At 35.1% G+C, this 21,543-nt stretch carries 24 protein-coding genes; 5 read left to right on the top strand and 19 right to left on the bottom strand.

The window, feature by feature from the left end:
• Positions 1-23: 23 nt before the first annotated feature.
• Positions 24-215 carry a bacteriocin-like protein gene (locus ATE47_RS17920; RefSeq protein WP_062163240.1) on the top strand — a complete coding sequence of 64 codons (192 nt, stop codon included), beginning with the start codon at positions 24-26 and terminating at the stop codon, positions 213-215.
• 57 nt (positions 216-272) lie between these two features.
• On the opposite strand, the gene ATE47_RS17915 is transcribed toward ATE47_RS17920, so the two are convergent.
• The 12 genes from ATE47_RS17915 to ATE47_RS17860 form a co-directional block, all read right to left on the bottom strand.
• A complete protein-coding gene (locus ATE47_RS17915; RefSeq protein ID WP_062163239.1) occupies positions 273-989 on the bottom strand; it encodes an ABC transporter ATP-binding protein in 717 nt (238 codons plus the stop codon).
• Between the two features lie 3 nt (positions 990-992).
• Positions 993-2,459 carry a DUF5687 family protein gene (locus ATE47_RS17910; protein WP_062163238.1) on the bottom strand — a complete coding sequence of 489 codons (1,467 nt, stop codon included), beginning with the start codon at positions 2,457-2,459 and terminating at the stop codon, positions 993-995.
• 160 nt (positions 2,460-2,619) lie between these two features.
• The gene (locus ATE47_RS19425; RefSeq protein ID WP_062163237.1) at positions 2,620-2,970 is read right to left on the bottom strand and encodes a terpene synthase family protein; all 351 of its coding nucleotides are present in this window, start codon (positions 2,968-2,970) and stop codon (positions 2,620-2,622) included.
• Positions 2,971-2,981: 11 nt separating this feature from the next.
• Positions 2,982-3,545, bottom strand: coding sequence for a terpene synthase family protein (locus ATE47_RS19420; RefSeq protein ID WP_062163236.1), 564 nt, complete (start codon positions 3,543-3,545; stop codon positions 2,982-2,984).
• A gap of 102 nt (positions 3,546-3,647) precedes the next feature.
• Positions 3,648-5,297, bottom strand: coding sequence for a DNA repair protein RecN (locus ATE47_RS17895; RefSeq protein ID WP_062163235.1), 1,650 nt, complete (start codon positions 5,295-5,297; stop codon positions 3,648-3,650).
• A gap of 65 nt (positions 5,298-5,362) precedes the next feature.
• On the bottom strand, positions 5,363-6,271 hold the full coding sequence (locus ATE47_RS17890) for a type IX secretion system protein PorD (protein ID WP_062163234.1): 909 nt from the start codon (positions 6,269-6,271) through the stop codon (positions 5,363-5,365).
• 36 nt (positions 6,272-6,307) lie between these two features.
• Positions 6,308-7,510 (bottom strand): bifunctional phosphopantothenoylcysteine decarboxylase/phosphopantothenate--cysteine ligase CoaBC, encoded by a 1,203-nt coding sequence (gene coaBC / locus ATE47_RS17885; protein WP_062163233.1) that lies wholly within the window; start codon positions 7,508-7,510, stop codon positions 6,308-6,310.
• Positions 7,511-7,629: 119 nt separating this feature from the next.
• Complete coding sequence (locus ATE47_RS17880) at positions 7,630-8,589, bottom strand: hypothetical protein (protein ID WP_062163232.1); 960 nt, start codon at positions 8,587-8,589, stop codon at positions 7,630-7,632.
• A gap of 5 nt (positions 8,590-8,594) precedes the next feature.
• The gene (locus tag ATE47_RS17875; RefSeq protein ID WP_062163231.1) at positions 8,595-10,028 is read right to left on the bottom strand and encodes an MBOAT family O-acyltransferase; all 1,434 of its coding nucleotides are present in this window, start codon (positions 10,026-10,028) and stop codon (positions 8,595-8,597) included.
• 245 nt (positions 10,029-10,273) lie between these two features.
• On the bottom strand, positions 10,274-10,597 hold the full coding sequence (locus ATE47_RS17870; protein ID WP_027378789.1) for a DNA-directed RNA polymerase subunit omega: 324 nt from the start codon (positions 10,595-10,597) through the stop codon (positions 10,274-10,276).
• Positions 10,598-10,638: 41 nt separating this feature from the next.
• Positions 10,639-11,634 carry an outer membrane protein assembly factor BamD gene (locus ATE47_RS17865; protein ID WP_062163230.1) on the bottom strand — a complete coding sequence of 332 codons (996 nt, stop codon included), beginning with the start codon at positions 11,632-11,634 and terminating at the stop codon, positions 10,639-10,641.
• 103 nt (positions 11,635-11,737) lie between these two features.
• Positions 11,738-12,367, bottom strand: a complete 630-nt coding sequence (locus ATE47_RS17860) for a TetR/AcrR family transcriptional regulator (RefSeq protein ID WP_062163229.1) — start codon at positions 12,365-12,367, stop codon at positions 11,738-11,740.
• 97 nt (positions 12,368-12,464) lie between these two features.
• On the opposite strand from ATE47_RS17860, the gene ATE47_RS17855 reads away from it, so the two are divergent.
• From ATE47_RS17855 to ATE47_RS17840, 4 genes are all read left to right on the top strand, one after another.
• On the top strand, positions 12,465-13,091 hold the full coding sequence (locus ATE47_RS17855; protein ID WP_062163228.1) for a TatD family hydrolase: 627 nt from the start codon (positions 12,465-12,467) through the stop codon (positions 13,089-13,091).
• Positions 13,084-13,809, top strand: coding sequence for a tRNA threonylcarbamoyladenosine dehydratase (locus ATE47_RS17850; RefSeq protein ID WP_062163227.1), 726 nt, complete (start codon positions 13,084-13,086; stop codon positions 13,807-13,809). Before ATE47_RS17855 ends, ATE47_RS17850 begins: the two co-directional genes overlap by 8 nt.
• A 129-nt stretch (positions 13,810-13,938) precedes the next feature.
• Positions 13,939-14,313: a ribonuclease P protein component gene (rnpA, locus tag ATE47_RS17845; RefSeq protein WP_062163226.1), complete on the top strand. Its 375-nt coding sequence runs from the start codon at positions 13,939-13,941 to the stop codon at positions 14,311-14,313.
• A 143-nt stretch (positions 14,314-14,456) separates the two neighbouring features.
• A complete protein-coding gene (locus tag ATE47_RS17840; RefSeq protein WP_062163225.1) occupies positions 14,457-15,062 on the top strand; it encodes a DUF4126 domain-containing protein in 606 nt (201 codons plus the stop codon).
• A 29-nt stretch (positions 15,063-15,091) separates the two neighbouring features.
• Here ATE47_RS17840 and ATE47_RS17835 read toward each other — a convergent pair whose 3' ends face one another.
• From ATE47_RS17835 to ATE47_RS17805, 7 genes are all read right to left on the bottom strand, one after another.
• On the bottom strand, positions 15,092-15,280 hold the full coding sequence (locus tag ATE47_RS17835; protein WP_062163224.1) for a hypothetical protein: 189 nt from the start codon (positions 15,278-15,280) through the stop codon (positions 15,092-15,094).
• Between the two features lie 4 nt (positions 15,281-15,284).
• A complete protein-coding gene (locus tag ATE47_RS17830; protein ID WP_062163223.1) occupies positions 15,285-17,375 on the bottom strand; it encodes a hypothetical protein in 2,091 nt (696 codons plus the stop codon).
• Position 17,376: 1 nt separating this feature from the next.
• A complete protein-coding gene (locus ATE47_RS17825; protein ID WP_062163222.1) occupies positions 17,377-17,928 on the bottom strand; it encodes an LptE family protein in 552 nt (183 codons plus the stop codon).
• Positions 17,918-18,610, bottom strand: coding sequence for a hypothetical protein (locus ATE47_RS17820; protein WP_147297037.1), 693 nt, complete (start codon positions 18,608-18,610; stop codon positions 17,918-17,920). The genes ATE47_RS17825 and ATE47_RS17820 overlap by 11 nt, the downstream gene beginning before the upstream one ends.
• Before the next feature lie 6 nt (positions 18,611-18,616).
• Positions 18,617-19,906: a sigma-54 interaction domain-containing protein gene (locus ATE47_RS17815; RefSeq protein WP_062163220.1), complete on the bottom strand. Its 1,290-nt coding sequence runs from the start codon at positions 19,904-19,906 to the stop codon at positions 18,617-18,619.
• An 85-nt stretch (positions 19,907-19,991) separates the two neighbouring features.
• On the bottom strand, positions 19,992-20,423 hold the full coding sequence (locus ATE47_RS17810) for a hypothetical protein (RefSeq protein ID WP_062163219.1): 432 nt from the start codon (positions 20,421-20,423) through the stop codon (positions 19,992-19,994).
• Positions 20,407-21,528, bottom strand: coding sequence for a PDDEXK nuclease domain-containing protein (locus tag ATE47_RS17805; protein ID WP_062163218.1), 1,122 nt, complete (start codon positions 21,526-21,528; stop codon positions 20,407-20,409). The genes ATE47_RS17810 and ATE47_RS17805 overlap by 17 nt, the downstream gene beginning before the upstream one ends.
• Positions 21,529-21,543: the final 15 nt, after the last annotated feature.

The following is a 21,543-nucleotide window of genomic DNA, read 5'->3' as shown; positions in this document are numbered from 1 at the left end:
AAATCAACCCAAAAATTATTACTATGAAAAATTTAAAGAAAATTAACAGAGAGAATCTTAAGCAAGTGTTAGGCGGTCATACATGTCCTTCCGGAACGTATCACATTACTTATAACGGATATCACGCATGCTGCCTTCAAATCCCGACTGGAAATCCTTGTACATCCACAAAATGCCTGGTTCCGGTAGAAATGTGTGATGGAGGTGTAAGCTAGCACACAATCAATAGTCGATAAAAACAAAAGACTGGAGCCAATAACTCCGGTCTTTATTTATACTGTAACTGTTGAAACCTGATCGGCAAAATATTGTTCCAGATCCTTCAATGTTTCGGGAGTGGTCAAAATATCTTTTACCAGCAGACCTTTATTTACGACAACAATCCTGTTACAAACCTCAGTGGTATGCGAAAGATCGTGGCTCGAAATAAGGAAAGTCACGCCGTCCTGCTTTGATAATTCTTTGATTAAGTTTTTTAATTTAATCTGGGTTGAAGGGTCAAGATTAGCGAAAGGCTCATCCAAAATAATGATCTCAGGATTTCCGATAATGGCACCAATAATTCCGACTTTCTTCTGATTACCTTTTGAAAGGTCACGAACATATTTTCCCGAATTTAAAATTTCTCCATTAAAAAGATCATGAAACTGTTTTAGAAATTCATCCACAGAAGCTTTATTCTGCCCTCTCAACTCTCCGATGAAATAAAAGTATTCTTCCGGCGTGAGATAACCGATTAAAAAAGAATCATCTACAAAAGCTGAAACTTTATTTTTCCAGGCTTCGGATTCGTTTACTTTGATGCCGTCTATGCTTACGAAACCTGTTGTAGGCTGTATTAAATCAAGCATTAAACTAAAAAGTGTAGTTTTTCCCGCTCCATTGTTCCCAACCAAGCCAAAAGTTTCGCCTTTGGGAATTTCAAGGTTTTCTATATTTAAAACGGTTGCTTTTCCGTATGTTTTAGATAAATTATTTACTGTGATCATAGTTTAATCTTTATTTTTGAATGCTTCCAGCGTGCTGTATTTTTCTGTTTTATAATGCTTTACAATAATATCAAAAATTTTCTCTCTTAATAAAAACCCGATCAGTCCCAGAACTGCAACACTTATAACACCCGCTGCAATTCCGAAGAAATGCTGCATTACTGCGAAAACTACCATCGGTAAAAACATTTTTGGAATTAATAGTAATAAAGCTTTTAAATTAAAGCTGCTTTTCTGCCCCATTCTTTTTTCTTTGGCATTAAGGTCAATCTGTGCTTTGTTGAAGGCTCCCGACCAAAGTGTAAATTGAGAATTTACGCCTATATTATAGATCCCTGCCGCAAAAAAGGCCAGATAAACATTCCATCCGAAATAAACATATCCCAAAGCAACGATAATAGAAGCCGCCGTTACGATATTCATCAGCCACCATTTTGCTTTCAGATATTCTTTATAGGGAACGTTTAAAGTCATCATTAGCGGATAATAGGAGCTGTCGAAGGCTGGAACTTTCTGCCCAAACATAAACTGAAATCCTCCCGTTACAAACAATCCCATAAACATCATCATCGCCGGAGTTTTGTAAATGGATGATGTGAACATCAACATTCCGTAAAAAAGAAACGTAAAGCTGCCGATCAAAATGCCTTTGGTTACTTTGTTTCTTCGAAGCATCTTAATGTCGTTATTGATGAAAGTCCCGATGGCTCCGTATTTGTTTAAGAAAGCAATATTCTCAGTTTTACCTACAGTTTTTTTCGCTTCAAGGCCCTGATCAAGATAAAATACTTTTCGGATATGATGGTAACAGATCTTCCAAAGACCCAAAAATAAAACAATAGAAATAACAGCAAAATAAGGTCTTTCAAAGAAATTGTAGAAAACCTTTTCAGAATAAGAAAGTACCGGAACAATATTGTAATATGCCAAAACTCCAATTACAGCAAAAATACATCCTACAACAATCGCAACGACCTCTTTGTCATTAAATAAAATATTGATAAAATTATTAAGGTAAAACAACAGGGAAACACCGATAAACCAACCCAAGACACCTGTAAAGCTATATCCGTTGAATAATGCAATCCCGCAAAATGTAATAAAAAACAAAGAGTTCAGCCAACTTAAAGCGGACAAAAACGTCTTACTCAATAAATAATTAACCAGCGTTTTCTTGGAAATATTTAAAGTAAGGAACGGCTTAATGTTCTGAGTCGGCATTTCCTGCCAGATATATTTGATAATCAGATCAATTGCCCAAGCCGCAATAAGAAACTTTGAAACAATTTTTACTGGATTTTGATGCATCTTTTCCTGAGTACCGTAAAATATAATAAACGCGGCTCCCGCAAAACATAACATAAAATAGAGAATCCCGATAAAACGAAGAATTTTCATTGCCACATTAATCCCTAAAGAACTGCCACGAAAAAAACTTTTGATTTCTAATCTCAGAAACTTAAAAAACATAGTTATCTTTTTTACATTAGTAAATATAATACAAAATATGTTACAGAATTTTTAGTTTAATACGAATACAGACCAAAATTAACCCGCAGAATGCTGTGCGGATTAATTTTGTTATTTTTTAAAGTTATGTTTTACTTCGTATCCTTTATATTATCAGATTTTATAAGTAACGCTCAGAATATTGATACCATGCGAGGTGTCCTGACATCATTAGTTCCATATTCAAAATACAGTCCTCAAACTTTTCCTGCCAGGAACCTACATCAGGCAATGAGGATCTTACAGCGACAAACTCTTGGACATCCCTGTTATGCATATTGATAGCCTCTGCTTTGGCTTCTTCCAGTGTACAATTCCATTCATGTTGAATCACCAAGATGCTATTCATTGTATCGCCATTTTTAATATCTTTTTTAACGGAAAATACATCATTACACAGAGCTGTTATTCTGGTAAAAAGATGTCGTAACTGAAGCAGTGTAGGGTTGTATAGAATTTCTTCTGGCGGCATGAATCCGGTCACTATATCTGCAAGATAGCTGTCTCATTTCCACCTAAAGCCTTTACTCTTATTGCCATAAACTCTTTCAAAGGCAGAAATTTGCGGCCTCCACTACGACTGTACTCCGCTTCTTGTTTCATGCCATCAAACCAAGCTATATGACCAAGGGCAAATCGCTTCATCCACTGCGGGCTTACGTGTGGCAATATAGTATCTCTTACAATAACGGTCCTGCGAACAATATCGTTGTCTTCTGGCCGGGGACTACCCCCATTCAATATTTCCAGCATTCGTTCACTTGCTCTCGGAAGCTCCTCCAGAGGTCCATAGCTATAATAGTCATCAATAATAAAAGCCCAAATAATCCATTGAGCAATGATAAGACCTTGATCGAAAGTGGCATTCGGAAAATAAGTGGCAATCACATGACCTACTTTAATTGCTTTCATTTGCTTATTAAATGATGGCGTAAAGCAGGTATATTCATCAATCCAGTTGTCTACAATTTTTTCCAATGCCGGTCCGTGAGGACTAATCTTAACAGGAAATGGATAGGTAATTTGTGGGGTGGTGTTGGTATTCATGGTAGTGATTTAGTTTACCAACTAAGATACAAATCATTCTTATAGAATAAATAATAATTAAGAAATAACGCCTATTTATTGATGTTTTAAATTGATTTAAATTTATCCTATCAGTTCTTTTGCCTGCGCCAACGCCGCTTCCGTAATTTTACTTCCTGAAAGTAATTGGGCAATTTCGTTTAATTTTTCGTCGTCGTTTAAAGTAACAATGGTCGATTGCGTTTTTCCGGAAATATCCTGTTTTACAACCTTGTAGTTATTATTTCCTTTTGCTGCAACCTGCGCCAGGTGAGAAATGACGATCAATTGCATATCTGCAGACATTTCACGCATCAGATTTCCTATTTCTTCCGCTACTTTTCCTGAAACTCCGGTGTCGATTTCGTCTAAAATTAAAGTTGGAAGCTCATCACTTTCGGCAATTATTTTCTTTACCGCCAACATTACTCTTGATCTTTCACCACCGGAAATGGCAGTTTGAATGGGTTTTAAAGGAAACCCGGAATTCGCCTGGAATAAAAGCTGAATATTTTCTTTCCCAAATTGATTAAAATCGGCAGAATCTTGTAGATCAATATCAACCCTCGCTTTTTCAAGGCCTAATTTTTTAAGTAAACCTTCTGCTTTCTGAACAAAAACCGGAATACTTTTCTTTCTGTTTTTAGAAAGTTTTTCTGCAAGAGTTTGAAGTGTTTTTTCTTTTTTGACAATATTTCCTTCAATTTCAGCAATAAGAGTTTCCAGTTCGGAGGCTCCTTTCTGTTCGCCGGCTAACTGATCTCTTATTTCTTTTAACTCATTGACATCGGAAACATTATGCTTCAAAAATAAAGCGTTAATTCTATTATTTAATTCAGAAAGTAATGCTAAGTTTTCAGGATTAATTTCAATTTCATCGGCTTCATTTTCAAGCTCTGAAATGATATCTTTTACTTCAACAAAAGAAGTTTCCAGTCTTTCATCAAGCTCAGAAAAATTGTTTGAAACTTCTGCAATTTTTGATAATTTACTTTTAGCTTCATTAAAAAAGGAGAAAATCCCCACCTCTTCCTGATGGAACCTTGATAAGATCTGCGCCAGATTTTCAGAAATCATCTCAGCATTTTCCTGCACAGAAAGCTGGTTTTGGAGTTCTTCATAATCAACATCATCAAGATTTAAGTCCTCAAGTTCTGTTAAAAGAAATTTTTTGTAATCACTTTCTTTATTGTTTTCGGAAAGCTGGGTCTGATATTTTTTAAGCTGAGTTTTAAAACTTATAAAATCTGAAAATTCATTTTGATATTCTTCAATAATCTGCTTATTTTCGGAAAGCCCGTCGATGATTTTAAACTGGTATTCTGAAGTAAAAAGATTGGAAGTTTCAAATTGGGAGTGAATATCAATTAATTGAGAAGACAATTCCTTCAAAACATCCAGGGTCACCGGAACATCGTTGATAAATGCCCTCGATTTCCCGGAAGGCAGAATTTCCCTGCGAATGATCGTTTGATGTTCGTAATCAAGATCATTTTCAACAAAGAATTTTTTGAATTGATTATTTAAGTCAAATTCCGTTTCAACAATGCTTTTTTCTTCCGTATTGGATATTGATTTTATATCAGCCCTTTCGCCCAGGATTAGTCGTAAAGCACCTAAAATAATAGATTTTCCGGCACCGGTTTCCCCAGTGATCACTTGCAGACCATTGTGTAACGATACTTCAAGGGTATCAATCAGGGCAAAGTTTTTAATATAAATTCTCGAAAGCATTGATAATAGCAGATTACTTAGCTATTGCAAATATAGAACTTTAGATGGCAGAATTCAAGTTAAGATTACTGTTTCCATTTGCTCCATCTGGCATCTGTATTTTTTGGAGATAAAATGGTCATTACATTTTTAAGATCTCCCAATACAATCCCTCCATTATTTCCGGAATTGAAAACATTGAAAATCTCGTCTGCTTTTGCATCTATAAAAAGATTAAAGTAATACGCCTGCTGAAAAGAATTTTCATATTGCTTTAACTGCATTAAGGCATCAAAAATCACTTTTTTCGCTGCAGTCTGGTCCTGGTTGAACAAATTATCCAAACCGGCCCTGTGATACGAGTAACTCGTTGCACGCAACTGACTCCAGTTCGGGCTCATGATCTCTTTAATAAGAATTGAACGGCTTCTGGGCTCGTTGACCTGCTTCCAGCCGTCATAAGTGTTCTGAGATTCGCCATTTTGTGCGATCTGCTGTGCTTTTTGAAACCATTGTGTTCCGGCCATTGATTGGAAACTATCCGCATCAACCCCTAAAATCACATAAACATAAAAACTGATCACATCAATCAGGTTTTTTCCTGAAAACTGTCTTTCATTGAATATAAGGTTCTCATTCTCAACATAATCAAAAGAAAATCTCTGATCCTGAAGATTAAGAAGCGGACTTTCATAAGTTGTATTAAATACCGGGCGAACGGCCTGTACTACGAGATTTCCTCTGAAACGGTTCCCGTCTCTTTCAGTAATGACGATGGCAAAATTAGATTTGATCTTTTCAAAGTTCTGAAGTTTTTTGCCCGTCCAGCTTGTGTTATTGATAAAATCCCTTAGGCTTTTCTCCAACGCTTTATAAGCTGATTGGTTACTTCCTCCCAATTGCTGGGAATTCACCTGGACTGTCGCTAATAATTCCTGAGAAAAATTAAGATTAAACAAAAACAACAGTAAAAATATGCTTAAAAATTTTTTCATTATCTATTAAAAATTGAGAACGGAAATTTATTAAAATTATTTTAAAATCTGAGCCTCAACGAAATCCAAAATGTCTTTTGCTACATCATCTTTAGATTTGAGGTCGAATTCTTTCTTTTCCGTTTTGGTAAATATTTTTATTTTATTGGTATCTTTTTTAAAGCCTGCTCCTTCATCACGAAGAGAATTCAGGACAATCATATCCAGATTTTTTTTGGCTAATTTTCCCTTTGCATTTTCTTCTTCATTCTGGGTTTCCAAGGCAAAACCTACCAGAAACTGATGTGTTTTCTTTTCTCCCATTGTTTTCAGAATATCTGGATTTTTAACCAGTTCAATCGTTAAATTGTCATCATCCTTCTTGATTTTTTCCTTCGCAACATCTCTCGGAGTGTAATCTGCAACGGCGGCGCTTGCAATTCCGATGTCTGTTTTATCATAAAACTCGAATACTTTTGCCAGCATTTCTTTTGCTGAAGTAACCTTATGTAAATCAACATTTTTATTATTGATAGTCTGAGAACTCGGTCCGGAAATTAAAATGACCTTTGCACCTCTTTTTGCCGCTTCTTCTGCTAAAGAAAATCCCATTTTACCGGAAGAGTGATTTCCGATAAACCTCACAGGATCAATAGCCTCGTAAGTAGGTCCAGCTGTAATTAACACTGTTTTTCCTTCTAGCGTTTTTCTATTATTTAAACTAAAAAAATCTTCAACAGTTTTTGCAATTGTTTCCGGCTCGGCCATTCTTCCCTGTCCAATCAATCCGCTCGCCAGCTCACCACTTTCTGCAGGAATAACAATATGTCCGAAGTCTTCCGCCAGTTCTAAATTTTGCTTAGTAGAAGGATGTACATACATATCCAAATCCATTGCAGGTGCGATGAACACAGGACATTTTGCAGACATATACGTTGCAATAACCAGATTATCACACATCCCATGAACCATTTTTGCCAACGTATTTGCCGTACAGGGTGCAACGATCATTACATCCGCCCATAAAGCCATTTCCACATGACTGTTCCAGGTTCCGTTGTCACCGTAAAAGTCGGTATAAACAGGTTTTTTTGATAAAGTGGAAATACTCAGTTTGGTCACAAAGTGTTCTGCATCAGGAGTCATAATCACCTGAACTTCCGCACCTTTTTTGACAAAATCCCTGATCAGAAAATGAATTTTATAAGCAGCAATTCCTCCAGAAACCGCGATGAGAATTTTTTTCCCGGAAAGACTCATTTAGTTTTAATTTTAAGAATACTAAATTACTTATTTTTTTCTCATAAATGTATTTTAACCAACAATTGTAAAGGCTTACATCAAAATCAACTTTTGCTTCTGCCGAACTGAAATCCATTTTACTTTATAAAATGGTTTAGACTATCTGCCAGTTTCATTGTAAATACAGCACTTCCCTTAGCACTTAAATGTCCATAATCATAAACATTGCCGGGAGAATAAAGCTCTTTAAACTTATTGCGGGAAGAGAAATCCAGAATTTTTGCATTAGGAATCTTTCTTAATTCCGATAATTCTGTTGGTTTTGCAAAGGGCGGGAGTATCAAAATCAGCTTAATTCCTTTACTGTCACATTCTTTTGCTAAAAGCCCCAATTCATCAACTAGTGCAGGGTTTAATTTTTTCTTTACCGTTTTTTCGAAATTCTTATTATCTCTGGAAATAAATGTTGTGTCTTCTAAATATTGCAATCTTAATTCCTTAACTTTTAAAAGTTTTTCATAATCTTTTTCTAAAGGATAAAATCCATTATTATAATTTACAAATTCATTTTGGGGTTTATCTCTTTGTCCTAATTTTTTGAGGTAAAAAATATTAGCCAAAAAATGAGAAACGGATAAAAATGAAGAATTCCAGTCATGGTCATTTATAAAATACTTTAATTCAAAATTTACAGTAGAAAAGTCATGACAGTATAAAAATTTTTCAGTGTAGGCATTTATATCAAATGGCTGCACATCCTGGATTTCAAAAATGATATATTTAATATTCTTATTTATGTTTATCTGACGGAATACATACATACTTTCCGAGAAGAATGTACCTCCGGTCGCCAAATTGTAGGCCTTTATTTTATGTAATGTTGCAGAGTCCAGCAGTCCCGGCTGCATCTGTCTGTACATCCTGCTGCTTCCAAAAACAACTGTATTATATTTGTCTGAATGCTTATTATAATAGTTCACTTTCTGTCTTATGAAGTAGTCACCATACAGCCTGTACTTTTTTAGTGAACTCAGCCAGTATCCAACTAAAAAAAGACAGAAACACAAGAATATAAGATTAAGAATAAATTTTTTCATAATTATTAAAATTGAAAATAAATAAACTCTTTGCTTCCAAAATTTGCATACCGAAGGATAATAAAGATTATAATCAAATATATTATCCTTCGTACCCAGCGATTATAATTGCTAATTTCTAGACCGTGAAATTTCTGTCTGTTTATCCATTCGATGAAAATCATCAGTATTATGAAACATAAAATTTTGAAGGGAAAAGGGTTTGGAAGTGAAAATAAGGTGTTGGAAAATATATTTTTAATATACTGTAATGCCTGAGAAACACTTTCTCCCCGAAAGAAAATCCATGCAAAGCACACCAATAAAAAGGTAAGGAATATATTAATGACTTCTTTAACAGAAGGTATGCTTCTATTCAGCGCCACTACTTCGAGATTGTGGCGGTTTTTATTAGTAACAAGCAATGGTAAAAAATAAATTGCATTAAGCCCGCCCCAAATAATAAACGTCCAGTTGGCTCCATGCCAAAAGCCACTCAGCAGAAAAATGATAAAGGTATTTCTTATTTTCATCCACATCCCTCCTTTACTTCCGCCTAATGGTATGTAAACATAATCCCGGAACCATGACGAAAGCGAAATATGCCATCGTCTCCAAAACTCCGCTATATCCCTTGAAAAATAGGGAAATGCAAAATTCTTCAACAGCTCAATTCCAAACAATCTGGAAACCCCTAACGCAATATCAGAGTATCCTGAAAAATCACCGTAGATCTGGAATGCAAACAGGATGGCTCCCATTACCAGATTACTGCTGCTCTCCGTTTGATAATTTGTAAAAATTTCATTGACAATAGGTGCGCAGTTATCTGCTATCACCATTTTTTTAAAGAATCCCCAAAGGATCTGCCGCATCCCATCTATGGCCTGATCATAACTAAAAATTCTTTTTTTCTGGATTTGAGGTAGTAAGTGTGTCGCTCTTTCAATAGGTCCGGCAACAAGCAGCGGAAAGTAACTTACAAATACTGCATAATCTATAAAGTTTTTTTCAGCAGCAATTCTTTTTTTATAAATGTCTATTACATAAGAAAGCCCATGAAAAGTATAAAAGGATATTCCTACAGGAAGTATGATATTCAGCATCCATATATTGGGATAAAATCCAGCCCGGTGAAGCAGATCAGCAAAACTTTCTACAAAAAAATTATAATATTTAAAGAAGCCCAGGAAGCCGAGATTAATAGTAATACTTAGAATCAGCCAAAATTTTGATTCTCTTTTTGTTTTACTTTTTTCGATTTTAAGTCCTGATACAAAATCCAATCCGATTGAAAACAACAGCAGCAAAAGAAACCTCCAATCCCAACAGCCGTAAAAAAAGAAACTTGCTAAAAGAAGCAATATATTCTGATACTGATATTTTTTATTAAAGACAAACCAATAAAAAATGAATACCACAGGTAAAAACAGCAAGAAACCGACTGAATTGAAGAGCATAAATGTTCATTTGAGTTTTTTTAAAATTACCCAAAAACAATTGCAAATTTGAAAAAGCAAAAAACATCCTAAAAATTAAATACTTGATAGAATCCCTTTCTTTTCAATGCTAAATTTAAATGAGAAATAAATGTGATATATATAAGAATATTGAAACTTATTTTGTGAAAAAAAGCATATAAAACAACAAAGGTCATAAAGAATTACTCCTTTATGACCTCCATATATAAAAATACAAATGATTTTTATTTTCTTTCTTCAGTTTTTCTGAAGTAAATATCTTCATTCAACCACTCTTCGATAGCAATAGAAGTTGGCTTTGGAAGCTTTTCGTAATGTTTTGAGATCTCGATCTGCTCTCTGTTTTCGAAAACTTCTTCCAATGTAGAATTGTGAACAGCGAACTCATCAAGCTTATTATGCAATTCTGTACGAATCTCCGCATTGATCTGCTCTGCTCTTTTTCCCATGATAACAATCGCTTCGTAGATTGAGCCTACTTTGTCTTCAATCTTATCCTTATCGTAAGTAATGGTATTTACTTCTGCTTTTGTATCTTTTACACTCATTTTGAGAATATTAATTTTATTTAAGTTCGCAAATTTACGAATTATCTTTGAATTTTGAAAGTCGCTGCCGGTGGAGGGGTCTGAAGTGCCGCGCTATCCCTCTGGATCTGCATTGCTTTCTTCTCTGCATCTACCTGATCTTTCATTTGTTGTTCCGTTTTTGACTTTTCTGCAAGCTTTGCAGCTTCTTTTTTCTGTCTTTCCGTAAGCGCTGCAATTCTTGCCTCCGTATTTTTCTTAACTACAACAAAATCTTTCTTTTCTTTTTCAAGTTTTTGTCTAAGCTCTACTGCCGTTTTTGCAACATCAGTATTAGGCATTTCTTTTTCCACCTGTCTTGTGAAGGCCAAGGCACTTTCGATACGCTCATCTTTAAGATCATAAACAGATTTTAAAGCCAGCTCGTAACGGGATTTTAAAATATAATCATAAATTTTCGGGCGAAGCTTTGTACTTGGAAAATCTTCCAATACGTTTTCCAATGCTACGTTTGCCGCCTTATAATCGCCCATATTGAAGTATTGTCTTGCGTTTTCGTAAGATTTGAACTCTAACTTATACGAAAGCTCCTCAATAAGAGTATTGATATTTTTTGAACGTTCCGAATTCGGATAATTATTCAAAAAGTCTTGTAATTCATTGATTGCCAACTCCGTACTAGTCTGATCCAGGTTGTAGTCCATAGAACCTTCATAGTAACACAAAGCCGACATATAAGCCGCCTCTTCTTTTCTGCTGTCCTGAGGGAAACTTATAGAAAAGTTTTTAAACTGGTGACCTGCCAATTTGTAGTTTTTGTCATAATAATTGGCATATGCCGAATTGAAAACCACATTTGGAGCATCATCCGTTCCTGCAACCAGATTCGGAAGCCTGTCATAAAGCGCCAATGCATTCTTCCACTTCTTTTTAGCAAAATTTTCATTAGCTGCTTTCAAAATGAAGTTCTTATCAGCACTTTTCATCGCTTTTTCCTGCTGGCTCACGCAAGACGCCACTACAGCCACAGCAAAAAGACCTAAAATATATTTTTTCATATAAAAAATTCAACAGTTTTCGGATTGTACAGCCGATTTACTAATTTGCAAAAATATAACTTTTTTGTCAATAGATTTTTTTTTATGATTATTTAACGTAATTTTAGTCTGCAGCGTATCCCAAAATTGCAAAAACACTCATTAAGAGATTCATTCTTACTTTTTTTTCGGCTTCTTTGGTATAGGTTTCTTCATTTTTGTTCGGAACATAGAGTTCGTAAAAATTTCTGTTACGAATTACAAATAATGTAGAGCCAATAATGGTTGTAAGGACATCCTCAGGTTTTGGTGTAAAAGTAAAAACTCCGGAAGTCACTCCTTTTTTAATGACCTCATCCAGTTTTTTAACAAACAGCTGATAAAAATCCAACAATTCATCTTTTAGATTATCCGTATGACGAAGTTCCTGCGTAACAAAACCGTGGAAATAATTATATTTAAATAACTGAGCAACAATATATTTTATAATCTCCTTCATCTGCATTTCCGGTTTCCCATCTTTGATCGTGTCTGCAAATTCTGAAAAATTTTCCCTGGTTTTCAGCACCCTGTACTGATAAAGATAAGACATCATTTTTTCCTTGGAACCAAAATAATAAGAGATCATCGCTACGTTGATATTAGCTTTGGAACAGATGTCTCTTACGGAGGTACCCTCGTAGCCTTTTTTAGCAATCAGCTCTTCGGCAATGTCTAAAATATGGATTTGTTTTTCCGTAAATTTTTTCTTCATGTAGTGTACTTTGAGTAAAGTTAAGAAATTTTTAACAGATTTATAAACGTTTGTTTAAGAAATTTACGTTAATTCTAAATTAATAGTATTTTTGAAAATGGATTTTTTTGATTTTCATCACCATAAGAAAAATATCTCATTCGGAATTTACAACCTCGACCAGGAAGCCATTCCGGAGGATTTTCCGTATTCATTAGGTATTCACCCGAAGGATATTGATGTGGACAATATTGAAAATCAATTCCATTGGCTTGAATCCAATATTACTGAAAATTGTTTTGCGATCGGGGAATGCGGACTGGACTCTTTGGTTGAAACAGCTCAGAAAATTCAAGAGAAAGTTTTTTTAAGGCAAATTAAAATTGCCAACGATCTTAAAAAGCCCGTCATCATTCATTGTGTGAGAAAATTTTATGAAATAATTTCATTTAAAAAATTCGCCGAACAACCAATGATCATTCATGGTTTTAACAAAAAACAAAATATTGCGGAAGATCTGCTTAAAAATAATTTTTATCTGAGTTTTGGAAAAGCGGTTTTGTATAATTTATCTTTGCAAAATACTTTGAAAATTACTCCTTTAAACAAAATCTTTCTGGAAACGGACAATGAAGATTTCAACATCGAAGAATTGTACCGGAAAGTCTCAGAAATAAAGGAAATTTCTTTGGAACACGTAAACAAACAAATTTTAGAAAATTTAGAGACAATAAAAAATGGATAAGTACTGGTTGGAAAGAACGGAGCTTCTCATCAAGGAAGAAGGGTTGGAAAAGCTGAATAAAGCAGCTGTTCTGGTGGTAGGTTTGGGTGGAGTCGGTTCGTTTGCCGCCGAATTTCTGGCAAGAGCCGGGGTCGGGAATATGACAATCGTAGATGGTGACACTGTTGATATCACAAACATTAACAGGCAGTTACCGGCTTTACATTCAACAATAGGCCAGCATAAAGTGGACCTTGTGGGTGACAGGCTTTTAGATATTAATCCAAAACTTAATTTAATCAAAATCAACGAGTTCCTAAACCCTGAAAGAATGGATCAGATTCTTGATCAGGGAAAATTCGATTATATTCTTGACTGTATTGATAGTGTAACGCCAAAACTTAAGCTGCTAATCTCAGCCAGAAGAAGAAAAATAAAAATTGTCAGCTCAATGGGAGCCGGCGGAAAAATAGACCCGAGCAAAGTAATGGTAAGGGATATCAGCAAAACCCACAATTGCTATCTGGCAAAACAGGTAAGAAAAAGGCTGAAAAAAGAAAAAATAAATAAAGGAATCCGTTGCGTGTTTTCTAATGAACTTCAAAATGAAGAAAGCCTAAAAATGACCGACGGAACCAACTATAAAAGATCTTTCTACGGAACGATCAGCTATATTCCTGCGATTTTCGGGCTGTATGCGGCGGCGGAAGTTATTAATCATTTAGTGAAGAAAAAGTAAATCCAATATTTGCTCGACAGGCTTAGCATGACATCACTAAAACAAGACGTATAGTATTGGGTCTCTCATGCCGAGCCCGCCAAAGCATCGTAAAATAAATAAAAATATACCTTATATTTACGTCCGTAAATGACAGATTTCAAATATCCCAGAGCCGAAAAACTCAAAAAAAACATCGAGATTACTTTACTTTTTGAAAAAGGTAAATGGAAAACGAATGGGAATTTGAGAATTATTGTCCTTAAAAACAAGCCTACAGTTCCGGTTGAAAGCACCAAGTTTGCGGTTTCAGTTTCTAAAAAATATTTCAAAAAAGCGGTTCACAGAAATCGTATAAAAAGGCTTTTGCGGGAATGTTACCGTTTAAATAAAGAGGTATTTAAAGAAGCTTTTGGCGACAAAACGATGGCGATGCTTTTTTGGGTTTCTCCGGAAATGCCGGAAAAATTTCAGGATGTGGAAGCGCAGTTTATTAAGCTTTGTGAAGCTCAGAAGAAATTATAACTAAGACATAAAAATTTGTGTAATCCGTGTGAAGAATATTAACCACAGATTTTCACAAATGATTGAGAATATTTTTTAAATTTCTGGGGATTTATAAGAATATAATTTTTGTAACTTTATAGGAAACAAATCTGAAAATTAATATGTTAGACAATGTTCCCTATCTACCTTATGTACTGAGTGCATTTATTGGCATCGGTCTGGCTGCCGCAACGGGCTTTAGGGTTTTCCTGCCGATGTTTGCCGTAAGTTTAGCCTCGTACCTTCATTGGATCCCGATGAATGAGCAGTTTGAATGGCTTGCAGGGCTCCCTACACTCATCACTACCGGAATTGCCACTATCGTGGAAATTTTGGCGTATTACATCCCTTTTATCGACCATTTACTGGATACAGTTTCTGTTCCGATGGCTACGGCTGCGGGATCAGTATTATTTGCGAGTCAGTTTGCGGATCTGGGAACATTTCCACAGTGGGCATTGGCCTTAATTGCGGGCGGCGGAACAGCAGCAACGATAAGTTCGGGATTTGCGGGTATTCGGGCGGCATCTACGGCTACGACCGGCGGGCTGGGAAATTCTGTAGTTGGAACTACGGAAACAGCCGGGGCAGGAATTATGTCTGTCCTAGCAATGGCAGCCCCCGTTATTGCAGGGATTTGTGCGATTGCTTTGGTAATATTAGTTATAATCGTTGGACGAAAAGCCTGGCGAAAATTGAGGAATAAAGATGTCATTGATCATACATAAAAAACGGCTGAAAATTTTCAGCCGTTTTTTTATTTTATCTTTTTTAAATTTCCCAAAAGAATTCCTAAAGGTCCCAATATTGGAAAAAGAATTAAAGCAATATAAGGCAGAACGCCTGATTTAGTTTTAAACAAAATCATAATTGCTGAAATATATAATCCAATTACTGCAAGTGCAGCAAATAATATTGCGAAAGGTGTGATTAATAATATACCCATTAATTTATCCTTTACTTCTAAAATCTTTTATTTCCTGAATTTTCCCTTCATAATATTCTTTCTTTTCAGGGGTTTTTCTGATCAGGGTTTCGAATGCTTTTATGGCTTTGGTGTATAATTTTTGTTCAACATAAAGATTGGCCAACGTTTCTGTCATTAAATGTGAAATGTCATCATTCTTTTCTTTAACAACAAAATTAACTTCATCTTTTAATTGACTGATTTTAGGATTATTTTCAATAAAATTTTCGATTACTTTAGTTTTAAGATCCTTATCTTTTTCGCCCTCCTCGGTTCTGTCAATTTTCAGCCAGTTTTGCCAGGTGTTGATAAATCCCGGGATATTACTGTCTGCAAGAATTGGTTTAATTACTTTTTCTTCTGAGACTTCGGATTCTTCAACTTCTTGAGTCTCTTCCTGCTTTTCCTCTTTTTTAGGCTCTGCAATTGTCCATCCCTTGCTAAAGAAAGAAACATTCATCACTGGAACATCTTCCTTAGTTTCTTCAGTTTTTGGGGCTTCTTTATCAATTTGAAGCTCCTCCATATTTTCTTCGAATTTTTCGGATTTATCTTTCTGCAATTCAGGGATTGCTTCTATTTCAGGTAGAATTTTTTCCTGTTTTGTAATTTCTTCTTGTTTAATCTCAGGTTGAGAAACTTCGGCTTTCTTAGTTTCAGTCTCGGTTTTTGGTTGAGAAATTTCCGCAGGTTTATTGATCAAAGAATCCGGAAGATTAGATTCAAAAGACATAGGCTTCCATGCAGATTTTATTTCTGTTTCTGCCGCTGGCTGCATCTTTTCTTCTTCAATAGCCGCCTTTTGAAGCTCTTCGGTTTTTTCCAGCTGAGCTACTGTTGGTTTCTCTTCTTTAATTTCCTGTTTAGCTTCTTCTTTAATTTCAGGCTCAATCGGTTTTACCTCAAAGCTTTGTGTTTCCGCAAAACTGATATCGTGACCAATATTTTCAGGTTCCTCTTCTTTTTTCCTTTCCTGAGAAGCTGCTTTTTCCTTCATTTTTTTCTCAACTTCCTCTATCAGACGGCGCATTTCTTCTTCATGTTTATTAAAGCTGGATTGGGAAACTTCTGGCTTCTTTTCTTCAGAACCCGCCTGAATTTTTACATCAGGTAGGAAAGACTCCATTCCGTGAAAACTTAGTTCTTCATCATCACGAACTGATTTTTTTTCTTTTTCCGAAGAAATTTTATCTTCATTAATGATTCCTTCGGGAGTAAATTCTGTTATTCTTTCAGTTTTATCTACCTCCAGACTTTCAGTTTCAATAACAGTTTCCTTTTCTTTTATTTCTTCTTCAATTTTGTTATTCTGATCCTTAACTTCAGGTAAAAAAGGTTCCGTTTCGTGAAAACTTAATTGTGAATCACTCAAAATTTCCTGTTTTTCCGGTTCGGAATTGATTTTTTTCTCCTCAATAATTGTTTCAGGAGTAAATTCCTGAATTTCTTCAACTATCTCAGGTTTTTTCTCAATTTTCTGAGTAACAATGGAGCCAGATTCAAGTGTAGATTCAAGATCAATTGTTTCTACATTTTCATCATTTAAGAAATTTTCTTCGCCTTCAAACAGAATTCTGTTTCGCTCACCATTTACATAAATATGCTTAGTTTCCTCCCTCAGAGCTGAAAGAACGCAGATTTCTTCTTTAGCTTCAACTGCTTCAACGGTTTCTACTTTTGGTTCTTCAATTATTTCAGGCTTAACCTCAGCCTTTGGAGTTTCTTCTCTCCTGATCGGGAAGCTGGAAAGTCTTGCTTTCTGTAAAAGTTTAAGCGGATTTTCAGTAGGAATTACCTTTTCCTTTACGGTTTCAGGTTGGGTTTCAACTCTTGGCTTTTGTTGAATTTTACCGTTGATCAGCTGATATAGAATTTTTTTATCCGTTGTATAAGCCGCCGTTGTGGAAAGTACTTTCTGATAATTTTCCTGATCATGAAGATGCACCCCATATAAGTATAACGCTCTGATATTCTGAACATAGGGAAAAGAATTAATTTCCTCTTTCAGAAGATTGAGATCCTCTGACTGAATGTTTTTCGGGGCCTTTAATAATTCTAAAACTCTATGATTCATGTTACCAATTCGCTACAATATCGTTAAATATTTTATTAATAATTCTGTCCGTCGCAATTTTCACCTGAGATGTTTCGATCTCAGACTGTGACAAATTACTATTAAAAACGGCCTCATCGGAATATGTCCTGTCAAAACTGAAATCCGGATGAAGCTTATTTTCATAATGTACTTTCACCGTGATGGTCAGTTTGTTTTGAGACTCCTGAATAGTTCCACCGGCATTTGTGGGAACTGTTGTAGAGCTGATTGTTGTTGGTGTGATGGAATAATCCGTGATTTCTCCTTCAATGAGGATATCCGGGTTTTCTTTTGTCCCTTTTAAAGTTGTTCTTTGTAGAAAACGATTTTGAATATCGGTAGAAAACTGCTGTGACAAAGTAGGATTCACCAACGCTGCATTATTTGGAAATTCGTTGATCTGCACTGTTTTTTCATCCGTAAGGGATGATCCGGTAAAACTGTAGCAAGAGTTGAGAACTCCCAAGCAAAGAAGTAAAAGCCAGGCAAATTTTGGCCGATTGATTTTGTTATTTTTAATTTTAAAATTCATTTTTTGATCCGATTTCTTTTATTTCGTCATAGGTAACCTGCTGCATTGCGTCTTCAAAAGCAAAATAATGGGATGTATAAAGTAATGGTAAAGTAAATAAAAGCCCGATACCACAAGCCAAAATTCCCAACTGTGCAAGAATACTTATCACAATTGTAAACAGGAAAATTGACAAAAGATTACCTTTCCCCATTGTTACAGACATATTCCAGGCGGTTTTAATATCCTTCACACCTCCCAAAGATATCACTGCTGGCATATAAAACCCTTTTAAGCAAACTATTACAAGTGCAATATATAAAATAATCATGTAAGGGATAAAAAATATCATTGCTGTGGATGGCTCCCCATTATTATTAGCCATTATCGGCATCATAATGATCATAGGAATGTACAACAGCAAAATTCCCCCGATAAGAATCAACTGCAAAATGAAGTATGGCATAAAGTCATCAAAATTGAAAATATCTCCCGCACTTGCCTGTTTGCCGGCTCGTAAGTCTCTGCAATATTTATAAAAGTTTCCTACGGCCAAAAAGCTGCAAAATGGGATAATTGACATTAGAATGGTAAGCAAAAATGCTCCAAAAAGGCCTCCGAAATTGTTCTTTAAAAATTCATAGCCCTTGCTAATGTATTCTCCTAATTTAAAATTGACTGGCTTTGCGTTGATTTGCATCATAATTTTTTATTCTTCTAGGTTATATTGTTTTATTTTTCTGTATAAAGTTCTTTGTGAGATTCCCAGTTCATCAGCAGCTTTGTTTCTTCTTCCTTTATGCTTTTCCAACGCTTTGATTATCAAATCTTTTTCGTTATTCTGAAGCGACAAGGATTCCGGTTTGTTTTCTTCAATTTCAATATCTTCAATATCCTCATAGCTTTCTTCCTGATTTGAAATGATCGTCGGATTTTGGACTACAGGTGAATCATTTTTATTTTCAAAATACAATAAAGAGTTTGGCGCTACATTCTGCTGTGTTTCAGGAGTATATATTCTGTTGATCAGGTTTTTTTCATGATTGCTCAGGTCAGAAGTTCCGCGGTTCTTTATCAATTCCGAAGTTAAGGATTTTAAATCATTAATATCGTTCCGCATGTCAAAGAGAATTTTATACATAATTTCTCTTTCGCTGCTGAAATCAGTTTGCTTCTGAGAATTGGGCGTATTAACAACCATGGGAAGATGGGCATCCATCGGAATATATTCTGACAGCTTTTCTACCGTAACATGTCTGTTTCTTTCCACAACGGTCATTTGCTCAACCAAATTTCTGAGCTGACGAATGTTTCCTGGAAAAGCATAATTTTCAATATAATGAACGGCACTTGGTTCTAATTCCAGCTCCGGCATTCTGTATTTTTCAGCAAAATCGATCGCAAACTTTCTGAATAGCAGGTGTATATCTCCTTTTCTTTCTCTCAAAGGAGGCATGTCAATCTGCACCGTATTCAAACGATAAAATAAGTCTTCCCGAAATCTCCCGTCATGAATGGCCTTCATCATATTGACATTCGTTGCGGCAACGATTCTCACATTTGTTTTTTGAACCTGGGAAGAACCCACTTTCATGAATTCACCGCTTTCCAGCACTCTCAACAGTCGAACCTGCGTCTGCAAAGGTAATTCCCCAACCTCATCAAGAAAAATTGTCCCTCCGTCTGCCACTTCAAAATACCCTTTTCTGGTAGCTGTAGCTCCTGTAAACGCGCCTTTTTCGTGCCCGAAAAGTTCAGAGTCAATAGTTCCTTCCGGAATGGCTCCACAGTTCACAACGATGTATGGCTGATGTTTTCTTTTTGATTCTGAATGAATAATTTTCGGGATAAATTCTTTACCAACACCACTTTCTCCTATCACAAGGACAGAAATGTCTGTAGGCGCCACTTGAATTGCTTTTTCCAAAGCACGGTTTAAAGCCGGAAAATTCCCGATAATTCCGAAACGGTTTTTTATATTTTGTAACTCGATACTCATAAGTTAATTTAGATTATTGATTTAAAATTCAACCTACATTAATGTATTGTAGATCTGTTAATTAGTTTGAAATATTGTTTACACTTTAACTAATTACATCTAAATAATCCTTATTTCTAATCTTTGAAACTTTACTTTTAAAATATAAGATTCCGGCAAAGAAGTTTTCTTCACCGTTTTTTTCGAAATTTTTCAGGAGCTGATCATGTTTTTCTTTTTCAGAAAAAACTGTTCGTCCTGTATTTTTATGGGAATAGTTTTGCTTTTTGGAGAAAAATTTTCCAATAAGATCAATGGCATTTTGCTTATGATGAATGGCAAAATGAATTCCCTCTTTTTCCTTTGTACAAAATCTTTGTGAAGCTTCACAACCCTGAGATTTTAAAAACTGATGGTAAATTTCGTATAACTGCCTGCAATCATCACTTTCAATAGACCCATTAGTAATCTGTGCCGAAATATTACTACAGATTATTACCAACAATACACTTAGGCAATATTTATGAAATTTTTCCATTGTCTGAGTTTAAAATGTTAATAAAATCTTCTTTAGTAGGCAAAACCGTAAGGTATTTACTTGCAAAAAACTGCGAATTATCTTCCGGCAAAGTATATTGAACCAAGGCTTCGCTTTTATCCTGACAAAGAATAATTCCTATGGTTTTATTTTCACCTTCAAGTCTTTTTTCTCTATCGAAATAATTTACGTACATCTGCATTTGCCCTATATCCTGATGCTTTAGCTCACCAATTTTTAAATCTATCAAAACGAAACATTTCAAAATTCTATTATAAAAAACAAGATCTATTTTAAAATGTTTTTCATCGAATGTTATTCTGTCTTGTCTTGCAACAAATGTAAAGCCTGTTCCAAGCTCCAAAAGAAAGTGTTCTAATTTATCAATTAGTTCGGATTCCAGTTCATTTTCAGAATAATCCGGCTTTTCAGATAAACCAAGGAATTCCAGAATATAAGGATCTTTAATAAGGTCTTTTGGTTTTTCTACAATTTGCCCCTTTTCCGAAAGCTGAAGGATTTCTTCTTTATTTTTACTTAAAGATAATCTTGTATATAAAGCTGAATCGTATTGTCTTTGTAATTCTCTTAAACTCCAATTATTTTTATAGCTTTCTATTTCGTAGAATCTTCTTTCTTTAGCATCTTTTATTCTCATTAATTTAAGGTAATGAGACCAGGAAAGTTTAAATTTTATAGAATTCTGATGAATTTGCCCCTGATTTATTAATTTTTCTAAGGTTGTTTCCGATTCGCCAGACAGTGTTTGTCTTTTTTCAACATACTCATTATCAGCATCATGTAAAAAGACAGACAGTGTTTGTCCTTTTGAATAAATCAAATAAAATTGTCTGATTTGTTTAAGGTTTGACACAGAAAATCCTTTACCAAATCTCTTCGTAAGATGTAGAGATAAATCTTTAAGGACAGTCTTACCATATTCAGCCCGATTTTCGCCGTTTTGTTCATCTTCTACAATCATCCTCCCAATCTCATAATAAGTGAGAACCATGGTTTGATTCACAGCAACCACAACTTTTTTCCTGGCATTATCCAATAATGCAGAAATATTCTGTAAAAGTTGTTGTGATTGCAGATTGTTCATTATTATAAGAACTAA

The organism is Chryseobacterium sp. IHB B 17019 (genome assembly GCF_001456155.1).
GTDB lineage: Bacteria > Bacteroidota > Bacteroidia > Flavobacteriales > Weeksellaceae > Chryseobacterium.
Note: the sequence above shows the minus strand (reverse complement) of the source record. Positions and strands in the feature narration are given on the sequence as shown.